This is a genomic window from Aromatoleum aromaticum EbN1 (assembly GCF_000025965.1).
GTDB lineage: Bacteria > Pseudomonadota > Gammaproteobacteria > Burkholderiales > Rhodocyclaceae > Aromatoleum > Aromatoleum aromaticum.
In genome coordinates this window covers 2,550,395-2,569,175 of sequence record NC_006513.1, presented here as the reverse complement: position 1 = coordinate 2,569,175, position 18,781 = coordinate 2,550,395, and the positions used below count along the sequence as shown (strand labels likewise).

The following is an 18,781-nucleotide window of genomic DNA, read 5'->3' as shown; positions in this document are numbered from 1 at the left end:
CCGCGCTTCGTTTCCGGAACCGAACCCATGCGAACCCATTACTGCGGCCAAGTCACCGCCGCCGACCTTGACCAGACCGTCACGCTGTGCGGCTGGGTGCATCGCCGCCGCGACCACGGCGGCGTCATCTTCATCGACCTGCGCGATCGCGAAGGCCTGGTGCAGGTGGTGTGCGATCCCGATCGTGCCGAGACTTTCCACACCGCCGAATCGATCCGCAACGAGTTCGTCATCGAGCTGACCGGCAAGGTCCGCCGCCGCCCGGCCGGAACGGAGAATCCGAACCTCGTGTCCGGTGAAATCGAAGTCCTCTGTCACACCCTTGAGGTTCTGAACGCCTCGGCGACGCCACCGTTCCAGCTCGACGACGACAACCTGTCCGAGAACGTCCGCCTGACACACCGCGTCATCGACCTGCGCCGCCCGCAGATGCAGAAGAACCTGATGCTGCGCTACAAGGTCGCGATGGCGTTCCGCCGTTTCCTCGACGCGCAGGGCTTCATCGACGTCGAGACGCCGATGCTGACCAAGAGCACGCCGGAAGGCGCGCGCGACTATCTCGTGCCGTCGCGCGTGCATCCCGGCCAGTTCTTCGCGCTGCCGCAATCGCCGCAGCTCTTCAAGCAACTGCTGATGGTCGCCGGCTTCGATCGCTACTACCAGATCACCAAGTGCTTCCGCGACGAGGACCTGCGCGCCGACCGCCAGCCGGAGTTCACGCAGGTCGATATCGAGACCTCGTTCCTCGACGAGGCCGAGATCACCGCGATCATGGAAGACATGATCCGCTACGTGTTCAGGGAAGCCCTCGCAGTCGAGCTGCCGAATCCGTTCCCGCGCATGACCCACGCCGAAGCGATGCGCCGCTACGGCTCCGACAAGCCGGACCTGCGCGTCACCCTCGAGCTGACCGACGTCACCGACGCGGTGCAGGATGTCGCGTTCAAGGTGTTCAGCGGCCCGGCGACGAGCGGCGGACGCGTTGCGGCGCTGCGCGTGCCGGGCGGTGCCTCGCTGACCCGCGGCGAGATCGACGAATACACCAAGTTCGTCGGCATCTACGGCGCGCGGGGCCTTGCGTACATCAAGGTCAATGACGTCACGAAGCCGAACGACGAAGGCCTGCAGTCGCCGATCGTCAAGAACCTGCACGAAGAGGCGCTGCGCACGATCCTCGAGCGCACCGGCGCCGAGAGCGGGGACCTGATCTTCTTCGGCGCGGACAAGACCAAAGTCGTCAACGACGCGCTCGGCGCGCTGCGCACGAAGCTCGGCCACGAGAAAGGCTACGTCAGCGGTGCCGCCTGGACGCCGGTGTGGGTCGTCGATTTCCCGATGTTCGAATACGACGACGAGAGCAAGCGCTGGGTCGCGTGCCACCACCCGTTCACCGCCCCCAAGGACGAGCACGTCGAGCTGCTCGAATCGGCTCCCGGCGAATGCCTCGCGAAAGCCTACGACCTCGCGCTCAACGGCTGGGAGATCGGCGGCGGATCGGTGCGTATTCACCGCGCCGACATGCAGAGCAAGGTGTTCCGCGCGCTCAACATCGGCGACGAGGAAGCGCAGCTCAAGTTCGGCTTCCTGCTCGACGCGCTCAAGTACGGTGCACCGCCGCACGGCGGACTTGCGTTCGGTCTCGACCGGGTCGTGACGCTGATGACCGGCGCCGAGTCGATCCGCGACGTCATCGCGTTCCCGAAGACGCAGCGCGCCCAGTGCCTTTTGACCGACGCGCCGGGCGAAGTCGACGACAAGCAACTGCGCGAACTGCACATCCGCCTGCGGCAGAAAATCGAAACCCAGGTCGAAGTGGCGAAGGCCTGAGCCTCGCCGAACACCGCTAGCGACACGGGGCAGGTGGGACACCATCTGCCCTTTTTTGTGCCGTGACGAACGACAGCGGCGAAAGGGCCTAAAAATCACGCCCAGGATGCCGTAAGCTCCGGCACGAACCGTTCCCGGCGACCTCCACGCGGCCCGTTGCGCGCGCTGCTCAACAACATCGGCATCAGGCCGGAAGAAGCCACGTACGGAAGACCCGATGCGCCGACTTGCACTCCGATTCGCACTGTTCCTCGCCGCCACGCTGGTGGCCCTGCCCGCGTGCACGCGCGATACGCCGCCCGCCGCCGGAGTGCACGGCTTGCCGCCCGAGGCGATTGCGACGCTGCAGCTGATCGAGCGTGGCGGCCCGTTTCCTTATCGCCGCGACGGCGTGGTGTTCCAGAACCGCGAACGGCTCTTGCCGCAGCGCCCGCGCGGCTACTATCGCGAATACACGGTGCCGACGCCGGGCTCCCGGGATCGCGGCGCACGGCGTCTCGTCACCGGCGGGGATCCGCCCGCCGTGTTCTACTATACGGACGACCATTACCGCAGTTTCCGGCGAATCGAGCGTCGGCCATGATCCCCGAAAACGAACTCGTATCCGTCCTGCAGCATCCCGACCGCGCCGGCGTTTACCACCTGCCGCAGCGTAGTGTCGAGGCAATCACCCGCGCCGCGCACGAGCTTGATTTTCCGGTATTGCGGGTCGATCTCTCCGATTGCGCGGACAAGGGGGATTTTCTCGCCCGGGTCGCGGCTGGCCTCGAGTTTCCGGACTGGTTCGGGCACAACTGGGACGCGCTTGCCGACTGCCTTGCCGACATGGCGTGGCTCCCGGCAGACGGCTACGTGATCATCCTCGAACATGCGGAGCATTTCCGCATCGCCGCCGAAGCCGACTTCATCACCGCCCTGGAAACTTTCGACGAAGCTGCGCGCGAACAGGCGGCGGAGGGCATCCCGCTGTGGATTTTCGTCGGGCTCACCGCAAACGGCATCGTGCACCTTCGCACCCTGTGATGGCGGAACTGCCGTACAAGCGGCCGATCTCGGTCCTCGTTGTCATCCACACTACGACGCTCCAGGTGCTGCTGCTCGAACGGGTGGTTCCCGCCGGCTTCTGGCAATCGGTGACCGGCAGCCTCGAAGCGGACGAATCGCCGCTGCAGGCCGCGATACGGGAAGTGAACGAGGAAACCGGCCTCGCAGTGTCCGCGGGCCAGCTGCGTGACTGGCACCACACGAACCGCTTCGAAATCATCGAGGACTGGCGCGCGCGATACGCGCCGGACGTCACGCACAACACCGAACACGTGTTCAGTCTCTGCGTTCCCGCACCGCGACCGGTCAGGCTGGCGCCCGCCGAACACCGGCTGCAGCTGTGGCTGCCGCTCGAAGAAGCCGCCGGGAAAGCATCGTCGTGGACCAACCGCGACGCGATCCTGATGCTGCCGCACATCGCCGGGCGGCAACCGGATATTCCGGTTTAGCGCACTTCAGGCCTTTCGCGCGCGGCAAGCAGCAAGGTTTTCAGGCAGTTCGGACAGTAGCATCCGGTCCCCGCGTCCGGAATCGCCTCCATCGGCGGCAGCGCGGCGCACCAGCACGTCGGCGAGCCGGCCTCCATGCCGCATGTAAAAGCGGCGCCGCAACGCGGGCAATTGTTGGTGGCCACGTCGTTCCCGATCGTGTTCCCGGTGATATCGCTCATATGGAAATGCTCCGGACAGGACACGAGATATTACGTTCCGCGCGGGGGCGGAAGCTTGAAAAGCCGCCTCCCGCACCTATATTGGTTATGTAAGCGGTTCAAACCCATGATGACATACAGGAGAAAAACATGAGCAATCTCATCCGTCGCGACCCGTTCGACGATCTGCTGCGCGGGTTTTTCGTTCGTCCCGTCGACATGACCGCCGGCATCCAGGGCGAAGCGCCGCAGATGCGTGTCGACGTCAAGGAAGACGAGAGCGCGTACCAGGTGCACGCTGAGCTGCCGGGCATCAAGAAGGAGGACATCCACGTCCATATCGACGGCCCGGTCGTGTCGATCAGCGCCGAGCGCAAGCAGGAAAAGGAAGTCAAGGAAGGCGAGCGCGTCCTGCGCACCGAGCGTTATTTCGGTAAGGTGTCGCGCAGCTTCCAGCTCGGCCAGGAGATCGACGAAGGCAAGTCGAGCGCGAAGTTCAATGACGGCGTACTCGAACTGAGCCTGCCGAAGAAGGCTCCGGAACAGGCGAAGCGGCTGACGATCGACTGATCCAGGCCGTTCCCCGCGCCGTGAAGCCGCACTCCCTCATCGAGGGGCTGCGGCTTCTTCTTTATGGCGTGACTCTTTAGAATGGCGCGAGTCTACCGTCAGGAACCCCCGATGCCCCAGCTCCCCGCCCCCACCGACGTCACGCCCGCCCGCAAGGCCGAAATCCTCGCCGAGGCGCTGCCGTACATCAAGCGCTTCTTCGACAAGACGGTCGTCATCAAGTACGGCGGCAACGCGATGACCGACCCGCATCTGAAGGACTGCTTCGCGCGCGACGTCGTGCTGCTCAAGCTCGTCGGCCTGAATCCGGTCGTGGTGCACGGCGGCGGGCCGCAGATCGAAACCCTGCTCGCGCGCGTCGGCAAGAAAGGCGAGTTCATCCAGGGCATGCGCGTCACCGACGCCGAGACGATGGAAGTCGTCGAGATGGTGCTCGGCGGCCAGGTGAACAAGGAGATCGTCAGCCTCATCAACCAGCACGGCGGCAAGGCCGTCGGCCTGACCGGCAAGGACGCAAGCTTCATCCGCGCGAAGAAGCTGCTGATGCAGAAGGAAGACGCAGCACCGGGGGACGTCGTGGACGTCGGCCAGGTCGGCGAGATCACGAAGATCGACCCGAGCCTGATCGCCTTCCTCGACCAAGGCGACTTCATCCCGGTGATCGCCCCGATCGGGGTCGGCGAAGCGGGCGAGACCTACAACATCAATGCCGACGTCGTCGCCGGCAAGCTCGCCGAGATCCTGAAGGCGGAAAAACTCGTGTTGCTGACGAACACCCCCGGCGTCCTCGACAAGGCGGGCAAGCTGTTGACCGGCCTGACGCCGCACCAGATCGACGACCTGGTCGCGGACGGTACGCTGTCGGGAGGGATGCTGCCGAAGATCAGTTCAGCGCTCGATGCGGCCCGCAACGGCGTGAAATCGGTGCATATCATCGACGGCCGCGTCGAACACTGCCTGCTGCTGGAGATCCTCACCGATCATGGGGTGGGGACGATGATCAAGAGCAAGTGACGCCTTCGGCAGACTGCCGGGAGAAGGCGCCGTTGTGCCGCGCCGGCAGGCACATCCGCTCGACGCCCGCATACCGACCATCTCGCCTCGGCCCCCTTCAATGCGCCTGCGCGCCGTAATCGTCAGCTTGCTGTCGTTGGTCCTTTCCGAGCCCGCACGCGCGGCAACGCTGCGTGTCGGTCCGGAGGAGGCAATTACCACTATCGCAGAGGTGGCACGTCTCGCCCGTGACGGAGACATCGTCGAAATCCAGCCAGGCGAGTATCGCGGCGATGTTGCCTCATGGACGCAACGGCGACTGACGATCCGGGGCGTCGGCGAACGGCCGGTACTGATCGCCGACGGCAGGAGCGCCGAAGACAAGGCGACCTGGGTGATCCGCAATGGCGACTTCGTCATCGACAACGTCGAATTCCGGGGCGCCCGAGTCGTCGATGGCAACGGAGCGGGCATCCGTTTCGAGCGGGGCAGGCTGCACGTGCGCAACTGCGCCTTCGTCGACAATCAGACGGGGATCCTGACCAGCAACTTCAGCGACGCCGAATTGCGCATCGACGACAGCCTGTTCGCCGACGCCCCGCGTCAGGAGCACTCCCTGCCCCATCTGCTCTACGTCGGGCGGATCGCGCAACTCGAGATCTTCGGCAGCCGCTTCCATAACGGATACCGCGGCCACCTCATCAAGTCTCGCGCACGGCGCTCCGATATCCGCTACAACTTGATCTATGACGGGCGCGCCGGCGAAGCTTCGTACGAAATCGACCTGCCCAATGGTGGCAACGCGACGCTCGTCGGCAACGTCATCGGCCAGAGCGCGGCGACGCGCAATCCTGTCGTTGTCGCCTACGGCGCCGAAGGGCATGCCTGGGCCGACAACGCGCTTGTGCTGTCTCATAACACGTTGACGAGCGCCCGCCCCTTCGGCGCCTGGTTCCTGCGCGTATGGAGGGATCGTATCGGGGCGAACATCCGCGTGCAGGGCATTAATAACCTGATCGTCGGGCTCGGCGCCTTCACGCTCGGCGCCAGCGGCGAATTCCACGGCAACTTCCCGACGCTGAGTGGCATGCTGAACGATATCGAAACTCTCGACTTCTCGCTCGCACCCGGCTCGCTGCTGCATGGACGTGGCAAAAACGTCGCAGCCAGCCCCGGCGACGACATCGTTCCCGACGCCGAATTCCAGCTTCCGATCGGCCGGCGGCCGCTCACTGCCCCCGCGCAGTGGACACCCGGCGCCTTCCAGCGCGCTGGCGATGCACGATAGCTACAACAGGTCGAACCAGCCTACAGCCCGAGCCAGCGTCCAATGATGTTGCGCTGCATCTCGGAGGTGCCTGAATAGATGGTGCTGCCGACCGCGTCACGCAACGCGCGCTCGACCTCGTACTCGACCATATAGCCGTAGCCGCCGTGCAGATGGACTGTGTCCAGGGCGGTCCGGAGCAGGGATTCGCTGACCATCAGCTTTGCCATTGCGGCATCCAGCGATGCGTTGCGCAGGTTCTCGAGCCGCCACGCAGCGCGGTAAGCGAGCAGCCGCGCGGCTTCGAGTTGGACCTTCATGTCGGCGATCTTGTGCGCCACGGCCTGAAACTTTCCGATCGCCTGGCCGAACTGGTTGCGCGTGCGTGCGTAGGAGATTGACGTCTCGAGGAGCCGCTCGATGGTTCCGACATGGCTCGCGACCAACAGGCAGCGCTCCCAGTCCATCGCCGTGGAGAACACGGCGGAGCCGCCCCCGACCTGACCGAGCACGGCCGATGGTGAAACATACATGTCGGTGAACACCAGTTCTCCAACCGGCGACGTCCGCAGCCCGAGCTTCTCGAACTTCTGTCCCGCAGAAAAACCGGGGGTATCGCTTTCGACGAGAAACGCGGTCACTCCGCCGTGAAAACCCTTGGCCGGTTCGGTGACCGCGAACACCACCGCAACGTCGGCGACCGGACCGTTGGAGATGAATGTCTTGGTGCCGTTGATGCGCCAGCCGTCGCGGTCGCGCTCGGCATGGGTGCGCATCGAAAAGGAATCCGAACCGGAATCGGGTTCGGTGATCGCGTGGGCGCCGACCAAGGTGCCGTCGCACAGCCCCGGCAGATAACGGCGCTTCTGTTCCTCGCTGCCGTGCCGCCATACCGGCACCACACATGCGAGCAGGTGGGCGCACAGCGAAAACACGAGTCCACCGTCCCTGCACCCATAGCCCAGCGCCTCCAGCACCATCGCGCACGACAAGGCATCGAGACCGGTCCCGCCATACGCTTCGGGAACCGGCAGGCCCTGAATGCCGACGTTGGCACATTCTCGCCACAGGTCGCGGGAAAAGACCTGCTCGCGATCGCGCTCGACAACATGCGCATTGAGCGAGCCGCGGGCGAATTTGATGATGTTGTCGCGCAGGAGCTTCTGCTCTTCCGAATAGGCGAAGTCCATCAGCCCAGCTCCTTGAGTCGCTGGTAGTCCGTCTTGTCCGTCGACGTTTTCGGCAGGGCATCGAGCCACTTGAAATGGTCGGGGATCATGTACAGCGGTATCCGCTCCGCGCAGAAGCGCTTGAGTTCGATCAGGGAGGCCTTGTCCGTCCCCTTGCTGCTCAGGAATGCGCTGATCCGCACACCCGCTTCGGCATCCGGCACGGCGACGACGGCAACCTCCTTGACCAGCGGATGCTGATACAGCCCCGCCTCGATTTCACCGAGCTCGACCCGGTAGCCGCGCCGCTTGACCATGCGGTCGCGCCGGCCGCGGTAGATATGGTTTCCGTCGGCTGCTTCGACGACGATGTCGCCGGTCCGGTACCAGCGCGTTCCGTCGTTATCGACGAGGAAGCTTTCCGCGCTGCGCTCCGGCAACGACCAGTAACCCTGCATCACGCCGCTGCCGGTAATGCACAGTTCGCCCTCTTCTCCCGGCTTCACCGGCGCGTTGTGCTCGTCGACGACCTTGCCACGCAGGTGCTCGCACACTTTGCCGATGGGATAGGGCGACGTACGCTCGTCAGACACCGGCGGAACAACTTCGTAGTAGGTGCAGACGTTGGTTTCGGTCGGGCCGTAGAGGTTGAAATAGCGGGGTTCCGGCAACTGCGAACACAGCGTCCGGAGATGCTTGACCGGGAACACCTCGCCCGCGAACAGGACGAGGCGCAGCGAAGAGCAGTCCTGGCTGTGGAGGTCGCCGAACTGCGCCATCAGGCTGAGGATCGACGGCGCGGAGTACCAGATGCTGATCCTTTCCTCGGAAATCAGCCTGGCCAGATGCAGCGCGTCCTTGCCCCGTTCCTCCGGGATCAGCACGAGGGTCGCGCCGTGCTTGAGGGCGACATGGATGTCGAGGATCGAGAGGTCGAAGTGCAGCGGCGCGTGAGACGAGAAGCGGTCATCCGGCTGCGGTTCGAACACCGCGGAACACCAGTCGACGAAACTCACGGCGTTCTCGTGCGAGAGCATCACGCCCTTCGGCTTTCCCGTCGAGCCCGACGTGTAGAGGATGTAGGCGAGATCTTCGGGCGGCGACATCGCGTTCTTCGTCACCGCGGCCGGCCGCTGCGCGTCCGCTTCGTCCAGCATGCGGGCGAGCGGACCACCACCACCCGTCCCGTCGAGCAGCAGCAAAGGCGGCAGCTCTCCGAGCGCGAAAAACTCGGTGGAGAAGCGATCCTCGAGGCGCCTCTCCATGACGACCGCCCGCACCGCACAGTTGTGCATGATGTAGGCGTTGCGCGCAGGTGGTGCGTCGGGATCGACCGGCACGTAGGCGGCACCTGCCTTGAGAATGCCGTAGATCGCAGCGACGGCGTCGATCGACTTGCGCAGGTAGATGCCGACGCGGTCGCCGGGCCGCACGCCGATGGCGACGAGCCGGTCACGCAGTCGATCGGACAACTCGTCCAGCGCGACATAGCTGATCAACCCTCGGCCAGGCTCGACGACTGCAGTATGCGACGGATGGAGGGCGGCCGTGTCGCAGAGGAATTGATGCAGCGGGCGTGGGTTCGACATGGCGCGCTACCTCGCCTTGGATGCGAGGAGACTGGCGATGCTGCGGATCGTGTCCAGGTGTTCCTTGTCTGCCTCGTGGGCTTCGAGCACGATGCCGTACTGCTCCTCGAAATGCAGAACCAGTTTGAGCGTGGCGATCGAATCGAGGATGCCGCCGCTGATCAGCGGCAGGTCATCGGTCAGTTCATCCGGATTCTCGCCCGGCAGAAATTCCTCGAGAATGTAGTCCTTGACGGCCTTGCTGAAGTCCACACCTGTTTCCATCGCTGCCTCGCCTTGGAATCGATCAGTGCCCAACGGGCTGAAAAATGGCCTCGCGCTTTTCCGCCAGACCGTTGAAGACTCGTTCCGCGATCAACTCGTGACCGGGCACGTTCGGGTGGTCGTCCCACTCCGCCAGTCGGATCTCGTTGATGTTGCGGCCCTTGTAGACATCCTCGAGATTGATCACGACGAAGCCCGCCGCCTCCGCAATGGCGAGGGTCTCTGGAGTTTCTTCCTGCCACACGCCTTCCCGTACCTGCGGCAGGAAAATCCACACCGGCACGCTGCCACGTTTTCGCGACTCCTCCGCGATGCGGCCGTAGACGTAGCTGAGAATCTCGCGACCATGCGGCGTCAGGCGCTTGCGCGCCTCGTCTTCGTCCATCCCGCTGGTGGCGCCCGCCTTGGCCGAAATATCACGCAGACCCTCGTAGGGAATGTCGAGAGCCTTGTGGGTGGCCTCCGCGAGGTAGGCCACGGAGCGCGTGATCTCGCGTCCCGCCGCGATGTAAAAGATCGCATGCGGCTCGAAGCCGAAAGCCTTCTCCGCCATCACCAGCTGTTGCGGCGGCTGATAGCCGGGCACGCCCATATTGAGCAACTCGTACCTGGCGAAGTTGCCGGTCCGTTCCCGGTTCAACCTGTCCTCGACCAGCGTCTCGAACGTCTGCCCGTCGCCGACACCCCAGCCCATGACCGAGGATGCGCCCAACACGGCCGCACGGAAGGTGCCCGGCGCCGGCAGCCGTTCGTAATCACGATCGCGCATGCCGTATTCATTGATGCTGATCGTGCCGTGCCGGGTCGTCCGGACAAAGGATGGAATCAGTTCGGTCTGCGCGAAACCGCCGACGAAGCGCTTCAGATTCGTGCTTTCGACATCCAGCCAGTTCTTCGGCTTGTTCATGTACACCTCCCACAATTGGGAGTTGAAGCGATCGACCGACAGGAGGTTTTCGTAATAACCCCGCTCCAGTTTTGCGGTGTCGAGGCGGCTGAGCTGACCGGAGCGCACCGAGTGGACGAAGGTCCCGAAATCGGTGCCGATCCGGGAATGCAACCCTTCCACGCTGACCGCGATGAGCGCGCACAGGGACGCCACGGTAACCACCCTGCTCCTCATCCACACCCGATCGTCCTGTTCCGACGCGCGCACGTTCCGCACCGCTTCGCGCGGGATCGAACCGAGGACGATGACCGCGAGCACGACGGACGGATACAGCAACAGTTCGGCGGTATATTCCCCGCCGAGCGCCGACCACAACGAGAACCACGCCTCAAGCGACTCGGTGGTCCAGAACGACCACAGCACGCAAATGAACCAGAATGTCGCATACGTCCTGAGCACGAGCGCGGCAGTCGTGCGCCAGGTGCGCACGGGCGTCCCCAGGCTGCGGACGCGTCCGTGCTTCATCTCGTAGAGCGAATTGGCGACCACCAGCACGCCGAGGATGCCCCAGAACAACATGTCCTGTGCGACCAGGAGCATCGATCCACGCAGCCAGAACCACTGGTAGGCATGCAGGAACCATGTCATCAGGAAGACGTACAGCGTCGCGATGACAAGCGCCTTCTCGGTACCCAGCTTGCGCAGCTTGAACACTGCCGGGTAATAGAAGATCTTCTGCATGAACTCCTTCCAGTAGATGTTGATGCGCCGCCAGAAGTCCGTGAAACTCGAAGCCAGCAGGTAGCGGTTGTGCGTTTCGGGGAGGCGGAAGCCGAACAGGTAGAGCATGCCGATGATCAGGTGGAACAGGCCGGACACCCGCAGGTACAGGAGGAAGTTGGCCACCAGGTACTGGATCAGCTCGGCTGGATTGCCCACTTCGTGCGGGGCGAGCGTCAGATAGTAGTAGACGATGCGGTACAGGATCAGGTGGATCACGCCCCGCACCATCCAGTCGATGCCGACCTGGTAAATGCGATAGGCATCGTCATCGAAATAGTTGCGGCGGAAGGTCTTGTAGTCGATGACCGGAAAAAGGGGAAAGCAGGCGTTCGGCAGCATGAAGAAATAAGCGAGCGACTGCGCCGGCGTGGTCGGCGTCTTGTCATGGCGCAGATCGTAGAAATAGACGATCAGGCGGAACATGAACATCGCGCCGAGGATCGGCCAGATCGCGTCCGACCATGGAAACGGCAGGAGGCCGGCGCGCTGCAGCGCGAGAACGCCTGCGACACCCAGCAGCAATGCTCCCCGCCACGCGAAGGACACCGGCAAGTGGCAGATACCGAGCAGGACCAATCCGATCGCGACGAGCCATGCCGCGTTGACGCCGCCCATGACCACACCGATGCCTGCGAAGCTGAGCATCACGAAGAACGGCATGCGCATGCGCAGGGGCAGCCATGCGTGGACTGCGAAACCGGCAAAAGCGAGCATCGCGAGCCGCAAGAACGCGGCGGACTCGATCTGGAACTGGCGCAGCAGCAGGAGCAGGAGTCCGAGCTGCGCAACGACGATCAGATAGTTCGCGAGATCGATCTGCCCCGGTTGCACCTCGTCACCGGCGAGGCGACCGGACCTCCTATCGATAACCGCCGTCAAGTTCATCGTGATTTCCCCTTGACATCATTGACGTTCCGCCCCTGTCGAAGACCGAGGCGCAAAGGCGCATCAGGCCCGACGCATTCTGCTTTTGTCATTTAAGGATCTCCACGCCGACAAGCAACGGGGCAACCATCAATGCGGACCGATCCCCTCGGAAGTGGCACTCCAAAATCATCGATAAAATGCATGCCGAGAGTGGACGCGCCATTACCCCCGCAAGCAAGTTTCAGGCAAGCTAAAACCGCCAAAGCCAACACGCAATGAATCATGGGCTTAGAATGTCAGCCCAGAGCCCGTGGAGCAACGGAGCAAAGTAGTGTCAAATTCTCCGACACACGAAGGCGCGTCAGATATATCCGGATAGAACTTGTTGTGCGCTGGAACGCGCCTTGCGGACACCCGTCTCCGATCGCGCTCGCGACTGTAAACGGATATCGATGATCGGTGCTCGCCTCGGACGTTCCCGCCCGCCTTACTTTGTCGTGGGGAGTTCCCGCCACGCACCCGCCCGCGCCAGCTTGTTTTTCAATCCTGGCAAGGGAAAACCGAGTCGGTAAGCGGTATGGGCGCTTTCCAATGCCTTGTCGTACTGCTTCAGATCGACGTAGGCGAGGCCGAGGTTGTAATGGACATTTGCGTTGTCGCCAGCCTGAGACAGTGCAGCTTCGAGCTGATTAACGGCCTCCTGGGGCTTCCCGCGCTTGATCAGGTAAATGCCGTATACCACTTTCACCATTGCATCGTCAGGTGCATACCGCAAGGCGCGGTCGAACCAGCACTCCACGGTGTATTCCGCGCCGATCGGAGGATTGCTTCCGGTTTTCAGCGACCAGTTGCCCATCGTAAGAAGCGCCTGGTGATGATTGGGCATCACTTTCAAGGTGTACGCAATGTCCGCCGCCAGATTCTTGGTTGAGGCTCCCCGTCGCATTGTCTGGACGTCGGCAGTGAAGTGCGCATTCTCTACGACACTTCGCTTCCCGGGCTCCGCGGTACGGAAATCGTAAGGGCCGTTGCCGGCCTTGGTGAAAGGATTGCCACACATCGAGCTCTGTGCATACACCAGCTGAAAGGCGCCGAAGAGCGCAAAGAACGTAAGAGGGTAATGGAGGCCCCGATAAGTCTTCTTCATCGCTTGATCCCGCTCCCGGTCGTGATGTTGCACATCGGGCAGCCGTTCCTACCCGCGCAGATTTCTGTTCATCATACAATAGGCGAACAATGAGTCAGAGGCGAGCTGAAGCCTTTGGTCAGCCCCTAGTCCCCCATGTCAGCCATACAATTCCGTTCATGACCCTCTATCCGAAGATCGTCAGTACGTTGCTGTTTCCGCTGCATGAGCACTTCAAGGGCCACGATACCCCGGGGATCCTGCGCGAGCTTGAGCGGAGCCAGTGGTACTCGCAAGACCACCTCGCGGACCTTCAGATGGCTCGCTTGCGGAACATGCTCGTCGCGGTATCCAACTCCGTTCCGTTTTACCGCAAACATTTTCGCGCGAATGGGCTCACCATCGCCGATTTCGTCACACGCGACGGCCTCAACGCGCTCCCGCTGATCGACAAAAACGTCATCCGCAGTAACTTTGACGAATGGAAGGCGGAAGATGGAGGAGCACTTGCCCGCCACAGTACCAGCGGTTCTTCCGGAGAGCCACTGAGCTTCCTGCTCGGGAGTCACCGAATCAGCTTCGACATTGCGGCCAAATGGCGCGCCACTCGCTGGTGGGACGTGGACATCGGCGACCGGGAGATGGTCCTATGGAGCTCGCCGCTGGAAATCGGCGCACAGGATCGCCTCCGCGCACTGCGTGATCGCCTGTTCCGCTCGCGATTGGTGCCGGCGCGAGACCTCAGCCCAGACCGCATCGATCGCATCCTCGCGGACATACGGACGTTCCGACCGAGAATGTTGTTCGGTTACCCGTCCGCACTTTCCCGCATCGCCTTTCGCGCCCGCGAACGAAGCCTCAGGATGGACGATGTCGGCATCCGCGTCGCCTTCTGCACCTCCGAGGTGTTGCGCCCGGAATGGCGCGAGGCGATCGGCCAGGTCTTCGGATGTGGGGTCGCCAACGAGTATGGCGCCCGGGACGCCGGGTTCATTGCCCGGGAGTGTCAGCATGGTGGCCTGCACGTCACGGCGGAGGAAGTAATCGTCGAAGTGGTCGATGACGATGGGAAGAGACTCCAGCCGGGAACCGAGGGCGATATCGTGATCACCAACTTCGCCGGACCGGAATTTCCCTTCATCCGCTATCGCACCGGCGATCGCGGCGTTCTCTCGGATGCCCGATGCGCCTGCGGTCGCGGCCTGCCACTGATCCAGTCGATCAGCGGACGCACGAATGACGGTCTTGTTGCAGCCGACGGAAGCTGGGTTCACGGCAGCGCCATCAATCACGCCCTGCGCGAGCTTCGTGACCTCGAAGCCTATCGTATCGTTCAGGAGTCACGCCAATACATCCGTATCACGCTTGCGACACGGACACCTCTGCCCGACGCCGTTAGGTCCGCGCTGACTCGGCATGTTCACACCCTGCTTGGCGCTTCCGTACAGGTGGAAATCGCGCAACTGCCCGAAATTCCACCCGAACCCAACGGCAAGTTCCGCCATATCATCTGTAATGTCGAGCGCGGGCAGAGCGAGCCGACGGACAACGTCGGCGCACAGGAGAACTTATGAGGGCTCCCGACCCGAAGATTCCCGGTCTGAAGACCGTCCTCTCGCTGGCCTCCCCCGCGGGAGCAGGGGCAAAATTATGCATCCTCATCTTTCATCGCGTCCTACCCGACGCCGACCCGTTGCGCCTGGGCGACCCCGACGCCAACACGTTTCGCTGGCAGATGCGCCTGCTTTCCCGCCATTTCAATGTTCTGCCGCTGCACGAGGCCGCCTTGCGCCTTCGGGAGCGTTGCCTACCGGCTCGGGCAGCCTGCGTCACCTTCGATGACGGCTATGCCGACAACTACACGACGGCGCTGCCGATTCTCCGGGAATTCGGCATTTCGGCTACGTTCTTCATTTCCACCGCCTACCTCGATGGCGGGCGCATGTTCAACGACACGCTCATCGAGGTCGTCCGGGGCTTGCCCGAGGGGATCTGCAATCTTTCATCAATCGGCCTGGGCGCGGTCGACCTCGTTTCGATCGCCGATCGTCAAGCGCTGGCCGGCACCCTGCTTGGATATTTCAAATACCGCCCTCCCGAAGAACGGATACCCGCAGCCGAAAGACTGGCCGAAACTTTCGACATCGATCTTCCAACCGACCTGATGATGTCGAGCCGCCAGCTCAAGGCACTCCACGCATCGGGAATGGAAATCGGCGGCCACACCCACTCCCACCCGATTCTCGCGCTCCAGTCGCCGGCCGAAGCCCGAGCGGAGATCTGTCTGGGAAAGGAAAAACTCGAGGCTCTGCTGGGCACCGCGATACGCGTCTTCGCCTACCCGAACGGCAGGCCGGTCAAGGATTACGGCCAGGAGCACGTCGCGATGATTTCCGAATGCGGTTTCGACGTCGCGGTGTCGACGCGCCCTGCCGTCGCAGACCGGCACTGCGACATCCATCAGTTGCCGCGTTTTACTCCCTGGGACAGAACTCCTGCGCGTTTCGCCCTGCGATTGCTGCGCACGCTCGTCCAGCCCCGAAGTGCCGGCGGATGAGCTTCGACATGCCGACCGAACTCACGGCACTGCTACTGGGGCTCAATTCTGCGCTCCGCAACAACCTCCGCCCGGACACCGGGCTCTACGACACATTCGAACAGAGGCCCAGCCCTGCAGATCACTATGGACACACCGCGGCCGCATTGGCACTTGCCGCGGGCCTGCCCGAAGATTGGGAGCACGGAAAACGCGCGCTAAAGGCATGGCTCGCCCTCGACACGCGAAGCCTCGGCCACGAACCGTTCAATCGCTTGATGCTGTTGCTGATGCAGTTGATTCTGTCCGACCAAGAACGCGACCGTGATAGGCCGTTGCTGGAAGCAGGGCTCAAACGTTGCGCGCTGCGACCACGGTATCCATCCAACAACTGGAGCCTGCTCGCGCAAACCTGCCGCGTTATCGAGGCTCCCGCCGATCGACGACCGATCGAAACGCAGCGTCTCTGCATCCTGCTGGACCGCTGGACGACGACGAAAGGGGCCTTCATCGACTTCCCCGAAAACCCGGGCACCGGCTTCTCCACGCCGCTCGCTTACCATCACAAGGCGTTGTTCCTCGCCGCCCTCGCATGCTGGTTTCACAACGATGCGGGACTGGCGCACCGAGCGCGCCGGCTGCTCGACTGGATGGTTCACTGTTGGGACCCGGCCGGCTACGCGGGCGGTTTCGGGCGCAGCACGCATTCGCTTTTCGGCGACGGCTGCCTCGTCGCGGCATTGATTCTGATGGGCGTCGAGCATGACAGCGAGGACGATCCGATTCGCGCCATTTGCCGACGCCTGGTATCGCAGAGCCGTCCGGACGGTTTTCTATGGCTGAACCCGGCGGGACCTGAATCCGGCAACGCTAGTTGGGACGGCTATATGCACCTTTCGGTGTACAACGCGTGGGCTGCAGCTATCATTGGCGCCGCCCGGCAGATGCGAAGAGCGCGCCCCCTTCCCGAAACGCTGCGGGGCACACGTTGGATTGCCGCGCGCGCCGGCTTCTTCCATGACGAGGAAGCGGGTCTGATCTACCTGCGCTCGCCCGACGGCCTCAACGCCCTTGTTTCGACGCGAGGACAGCCCCCGCAGTCATTCAGCCGAACCGAAGCGGATTTTCGCTACTCCGGCGGAGCGATCCTCCACCTCAGGCTCGCTGACGGCCCGCCGCTTATCCCTCCCCCGGTTCGGGTGGCACGAACCCGGCTAATGGAAACGCCTGCACTCGCGGGCTGGACACCGTTGTTCCGATTCGGCGAGGAAATCATTGCACTCGACCGCTTCGAGGGGGTTCAGGCCGACCTCGACGATGGCGATTTCACGCTCCGCCTGGAAGGCTTCGCGAGCGCAGTATTCCGCGCGGCGCCATCGGGTTTTCTGCAGCGCCTGATCGCGATTCTCGATTGGCGCGCATTAGGGGGGCGTTTGGGCCGCCGCGCTGCACTGACCCGAAGAACGTCGACACTTCTCGCCGGTAGGATGACGTTGCAAATGCGCGAAAGCGCCGGCACCATCGTCATCAGGCGGCACCTCGAAATCTCCGGGACCGGGAAACCGCTTACCTATCTGAATCCAGCCAGCCGCAGTCGGATCGCGACTGCAGGGATAGCGACAGCGGTTAACCACGACTGCGATTGCCTCTCTTCGAAACTCGACGCGAGCCTTCCGCAAGCATACGTCTGCACGCAGCCGCCGTGCTGCGCGGAAGACGGGGAACATCTTCCCGCCCTGGAATTGCATTTGTCCTCTCCGGCTCGTAGCCGATAGGCTCAAAGTTCGATTCCGAGTTCATCTCGCGCCTGCAGCAACGGGTACAGGCGCGAAAATGGGTTCTCCAAGGGCTTAAGGCTCCCGCCCGCAACAACCGCACCCGCATACGACAGAATCCGCGGCCAGGAGGCAAAGCGGCCCACAAGTTTTTTCGACGCTCTCACCGAATAGACGATTCGCTCCGAAAAACGGTATGAAGGTTTCCGCTTCTCGGCAAAAGCGACATCGGCGAAGGACGGATACGCCTTGCCGATCACTTCATCATGAAAACCTTGCCGACCGAACACTGTATGCGGCAGCGACAGAAAGAACGCCAGCAAATCGGGATCGGTGTACGGCAGCAACGTATCGACCCGGCTCCGGGCCATCCCTATCGGAAGCAGGGCGATTTCCCGCCGGGTGCGGTTCCAGAATACAAATGACTGCACCGGGTTCGCCATCCCACGGTGCCGCGCAAATTCCTGCGAGATGAGGTCCTCCGCGAGTTCATCGGAAAACCTCTGCCGCCCTTCGTCGGACAGATAGCTCAGATAACCACCGTGCTTGCGCACGAACAGCCTTGCCGCATCGTCGAAAGCGCCCGTATCGATCAAATCTGCGACCTCGCCAACGAAATAAAGGCCATTCGACAGTACGTCGCCCGCAAGACCGTCGAAAACAGGGCCATCAAGATGGTCCAGAAGATGAACGTACCAGCCGTTCTCATCGGCCATGTAGAAATTCATCCGGTTCTTGACTGCTTCGACCTCGAAAGCGTCAAGCACGCCTTCCGCAACGATGCAGCGCAAGCCGAGCCGCTCAGCGAGGTCGGCCGCTGCAATGTCGTCGGTCGAGTTCCGCCGCCTAAGCGTCACCACATCATGGGGTAACGCGCCTTGCCGGTGCAGTTCCAGTAGGATGTGTCGCGAATCCCGCCCGCCCGAGAGGGTAAGTCGGCCGATCTGTGGCGTAAGTCGCGTCGAAATCGCGCTCGAAAAGAGCCGAATATATTCGTCGACGGCCTCGTCGCGGTTCCCTGCAAAGACGGCAGGGGGATGTTGTGTCTTTTCCCGCATGGCGAGCGTGCCATCCCAAATGAGCGTGGAGTCGGGAGGAAGCACTCGTACCCCGTCGAGGAGGGTCGTGTCCCCAATGTAGTAGCCGAGCCTCAGATATGCGGCGACGGCGCGATCATCGAAACGCACCCGCGGCAGGCGACGCGCGAGCTCGCGGATCGAATCCGAGAGCAGCAGTTTCTCGCCTTCGCTCCAGTAAAAGAGTGGGATGAATCCTAACCGGTCCGAAACCGCCTCAAGCGTTCCGTCAGTGCAGCGCCAGCCGCATGTCAAGGAGGGTCCGGCGGTCGTCGCATCCGCCTGCAGCCGATGCGATAACGCACCGCAAAACCTTCGTTCGGACGCTTCGACAATTGCCATAAATCCCCATACTTC

Annotated in this window: 17 protein-coding genes; 10 read left to right on the top strand and 7 right to left on the bottom strand. The window is 62.8% G+C overall.

Annotated features, from left to right (window positions below; translation table 11 throughout):
• Positions 1 to 27 precede the first annotated feature (27 nt).
• The 4 genes from aspS to nudB all read left to right on the top strand — a co-directional run bounded on the left by aspS (position 28) and on the right by nudB (position 3,320).
• Positions 28 to 1,827 carry an aspartate--tRNA ligase gene (aspS, locus tag EBN1_RS12220; protein WP_011238270.1) on the top strand — a complete coding sequence of 600 codons (1,800 nt, stop codon included), beginning with the start codon at positions 28 to 30 and terminating at the stop codon, positions 1,825 to 1,827.
• A gap of 217 nt (positions 1,828 to 2,044) precedes the next feature.
• Positions 2,045 to 2,410 (top strand): guanyl-specific ribonuclease, encoded by a 366-nt coding sequence (locus EBN1_RS12215; RefSeq protein WP_011238269.1) that lies wholly within the window; start codon positions 2,045 to 2,047, stop codon positions 2,408 to 2,410.
• The gene (locus tag EBN1_RS12210) at positions 2,407 to 2,850 is read left to right on the top strand and encodes a barstar family protein (RefSeq protein ID WP_011238268.1); all 444 of its coding nucleotides are present in this window, start codon (positions 2,407 to 2,409) and stop codon (positions 2,848 to 2,850) included. The genes EBN1_RS12215 and EBN1_RS12210 overlap by 4 nt, the downstream gene beginning before the upstream one ends.
• Positions 2,850 to 3,320, top strand: coding sequence for a dihydroneopterin triphosphate diphosphatase (nudB, locus tag EBN1_RS12205; RefSeq protein ID WP_011238267.1), 471 nt, complete (start codon positions 2,850 to 2,852; stop codon positions 3,318 to 3,320). Before EBN1_RS12210 ends, nudB begins: the two co-directional genes overlap by 1 nt.
• On the opposite strand, the gene EBN1_RS12200 is transcribed toward nudB, so the two are convergent.
• Positions 3,317 to 3,541: a cysteine-rich CWC family protein gene (locus EBN1_RS12200; RefSeq protein ID WP_011238266.1), complete on the bottom strand. Its 225-nt coding sequence runs from the start codon at positions 3,539 to 3,541 to the stop codon at positions 3,317 to 3,319. The genes nudB and EBN1_RS12200 overlap by 4 nt on opposite strands.
• Before the next feature lie 129 nt (positions 3,542 to 3,670).
• Here EBN1_RS12200 and EBN1_RS12195 point away from each other — a divergent pair, with 129 nt between their 5' ends.
• The 3 genes from EBN1_RS12195 (at position 3,671) to EBN1_RS12185 (ending at position 6,371) form a co-directional block, all read left to right on the top strand.
• Entirely contained in the window at positions 3,671 to 4,090 is a 420-nt protein-coding gene (locus tag EBN1_RS12195) for an Hsp20/alpha crystallin family protein (protein ID WP_011238265.1), read from the top strand.
• A 111-nt stretch (positions 4,091 to 4,201) separates the two neighbouring features.
• Entirely contained in the window at positions 4,202 to 5,104 is a 903-nt protein-coding gene (argB, locus tag EBN1_RS12190; protein WP_011238264.1) for an acetylglutamate kinase, read from the top strand.
• Between the two features lie 100 nt (positions 5,105 to 5,204).
• Positions 5,205 to 6,371 (top strand): right-handed parallel beta-helix repeat-containing protein, encoded by a 1,167-nt coding sequence (locus EBN1_RS12185; RefSeq protein WP_041646291.1) that lies wholly within the window; start codon positions 5,205 to 5,207, stop codon positions 6,369 to 6,371.
• Positions 6,372 to 6,391: 20 nt separating this feature from the next.
• On the opposite strand, the gene EBN1_RS12180 is transcribed toward EBN1_RS12185, so the two are convergent.
• The 5 genes from EBN1_RS12180 to EBN1_RS12160 form a co-directional block, all read right to left on the bottom strand.
• Complete coding sequence (locus EBN1_RS12180) at positions 6,392 to 7,540, bottom strand: acyl-CoA dehydrogenase family protein (protein ID WP_011238262.1); 1,149 nt, start codon at positions 7,538 to 7,540, stop codon at positions 6,392 to 6,394.
• The gene (locus EBN1_RS12175; RefSeq protein ID WP_011238261.1) at positions 7,540 to 9,108 is read right to left on the bottom strand and encodes an amino acid adenylation domain-containing protein; all 1,569 of its coding nucleotides are present in this window, start codon (positions 9,106 to 9,108) and stop codon (positions 7,540 to 7,542) included. Before EBN1_RS12175 ends, EBN1_RS12180 begins: the two co-directional genes overlap by 1 nt.
• 6 nt (positions 9,109 to 9,114) lie before the next feature.
• Entirely contained in the window at positions 9,115 to 9,372 is a 258-nt protein-coding gene (locus EBN1_RS12170) for an acyl carrier protein (RefSeq protein ID WP_011238260.1), read from the bottom strand.
• 22 nt (positions 9,373 to 9,394) lie between these two features.
• Positions 9,395 to 11,929 carry an MBOAT family O-acyltransferase gene (locus tag EBN1_RS12165; RefSeq protein ID WP_011238259.1) on the bottom strand — a complete coding sequence of 845 codons (2,535 nt, stop codon included), beginning with the start codon at positions 11,927 to 11,929 and terminating at the stop codon, positions 9,395 to 9,397.
• A gap of 469 nt (positions 11,930 to 12,398) precedes the next feature.
• Positions 12,399 to 13,058 (bottom strand): tetratricopeptide repeat protein, encoded by a 660-nt coding sequence (locus EBN1_RS12160; RefSeq protein WP_011238257.1) that lies wholly within the window; start codon positions 13,056 to 13,058, stop codon positions 12,399 to 12,401.
• Between the two features lie 158 nt (positions 13,059 to 13,216).
• Here EBN1_RS12160 and EBN1_RS12155 point away from each other — a divergent pair, with 158 nt between their 5' ends.
• Genes EBN1_RS12155 through EBN1_RS12145 form a run of 3 tightly spaced genes read left to right on the top strand, consistent with a single transcriptional unit; the run spans position 13,217 to position 17,348 of the window.
• Complete coding sequence (locus EBN1_RS12155) at positions 13,217 to 14,611, top strand: phenylacetate--CoA ligase family protein (RefSeq protein ID WP_049780270.1); 1,395 nt, start codon at positions 13,217 to 13,219, stop codon at positions 14,609 to 14,611.
• Complete coding sequence (locus tag EBN1_RS12150; protein ID WP_011238255.1) at positions 14,608 to 15,594, top strand: polysaccharide deacetylase family protein; 987 nt, start codon at positions 14,608 to 14,610, stop codon at positions 15,592 to 15,594. The genes EBN1_RS12155 and EBN1_RS12150 overlap by 4 nt, the downstream gene beginning before the upstream one ends.
• Positions 15,591 to 17,348 (top strand): hypothetical protein, encoded by a 1,758-nt coding sequence (locus EBN1_RS12145; protein ID WP_049780269.1) that lies wholly within the window; start codon positions 15,591 to 15,593, stop codon positions 17,346 to 17,348. The genes EBN1_RS12150 and EBN1_RS12145 overlap by 4 nt, the downstream gene beginning before the upstream one ends.
• A 2-nt stretch (positions 17,349 to 17,350) precedes the next feature.
• On the opposite strand, the gene EBN1_RS12140 is transcribed toward EBN1_RS12145, so the two are convergent.
• A complete protein-coding gene (locus tag EBN1_RS12140; protein ID WP_011238253.1) occupies positions 17,351 to 18,766 on the bottom strand; it encodes an asparagine synthetase B family protein in 1,416 nt (471 codons plus the stop codon).
• Positions 18,767 to 18,781: the final 15 nt, after the last annotated feature.

Coding starts and splice junctions, on each gene's coding strand:
- aspS (WP_011238270.1), top strand. CDS start 28: ATGCGAACCCATTACTGCGGCCAAGTCACCGCCGCCGACCTTGACCAG.
- EBN1_RS12215 (WP_011238269.1), top strand. CDS start 2,045: ATGCGCCGACTTGCACTCCGATTCGCACTGTTCCTCGCCGCCACGCTG.
- EBN1_RS12210 (WP_011238268.1), top strand. CDS start 2,407: ATGATCCCCGAAAACGAACTCGTATCCGTCCTGCAGCATCCCGACCGC.
- nudB (WP_011238267.1), top strand. CDS start 2,850: ATGGCGGAACTGCCGTACAAGCGGCCGATCTCGGTCCTCGTTGTCATC.
- EBN1_RS12200 (WP_011238266.1), bottom strand. CDS start 3,541: ATGAGCGATATCACCGGGAACACGATCGGGAACGACGTGGCCACCAAC.
- EBN1_RS12195 (WP_011238265.1), top strand. CDS start 3,671: ATGAGCAATCTCATCCGTCGCGACCCGTTCGACGATCTGCTGCGCGGG.
- argB (WP_011238264.1), top strand. CDS start 4,202: ATGCCCCAGCTCCCCGCCCCCACCGACGTCACGCCCGCCCGCAAGGCC.
- EBN1_RS12185 (WP_041646291.1), top strand. CDS start 5,205: ATGCGCCTGCGCGCCGTAATCGTCAGCTTGCTGTCGTTGGTCCTTTCC.
- EBN1_RS12180 (WP_011238262.1), bottom strand. CDS start 7,540: ATGGACTTCGCCTATTCGGAAGAGCAGAAGCTCCTGCGCGACAACATC.
- EBN1_RS12175 (WP_011238261.1), bottom strand. CDS start 9,108: ATGTCGAACCCACGCCCGCTGCATCAATTCCTCTGCGACACGGCCGCC.
- EBN1_RS12170 (WP_011238260.1), bottom strand. CDS start 9,372: ATGGAAACAGGTGTGGACTTCAGCAAGGCCGTCAAGGACTACATTCTC.
- EBN1_RS12165 (WP_011238259.1), bottom strand. CDS start 11,929: ATGAACTTGACGGCGGTTATCGATAGGAGGTCCGGTCGCCTCGCCGGT.
- EBN1_RS12160 (WP_011238257.1), bottom strand. CDS start 13,058: ATGAAGAAGACTTATCGGGGCCTCCATTACCCTCTTACGTTCTTTGCG.
- EBN1_RS12155 (WP_049780270.1), top strand. CDS start 13,217: ATGACCCTCTATCCGAAGATCGTCAGTACGTTGCTGTTTCCGCTGCAT.
- EBN1_RS12150 (WP_011238255.1), top strand. CDS start 14,608: ATGAGGGCTCCCGACCCGAAGATTCCCGGTCTGAAGACCGTCCTCTCG.
- EBN1_RS12145 (WP_049780269.1), top strand. CDS start 15,591: ATGAGCTTCGACATGCCGACCGAACTCACGGCACTGCTACTGGGGCTC.
- EBN1_RS12140 (WP_011238253.1), bottom strand. CDS start 18,766: ATGGCAATTGTCGAAGCGTCCGAACGAAGGTTTTGCGGTGCGTTATCG.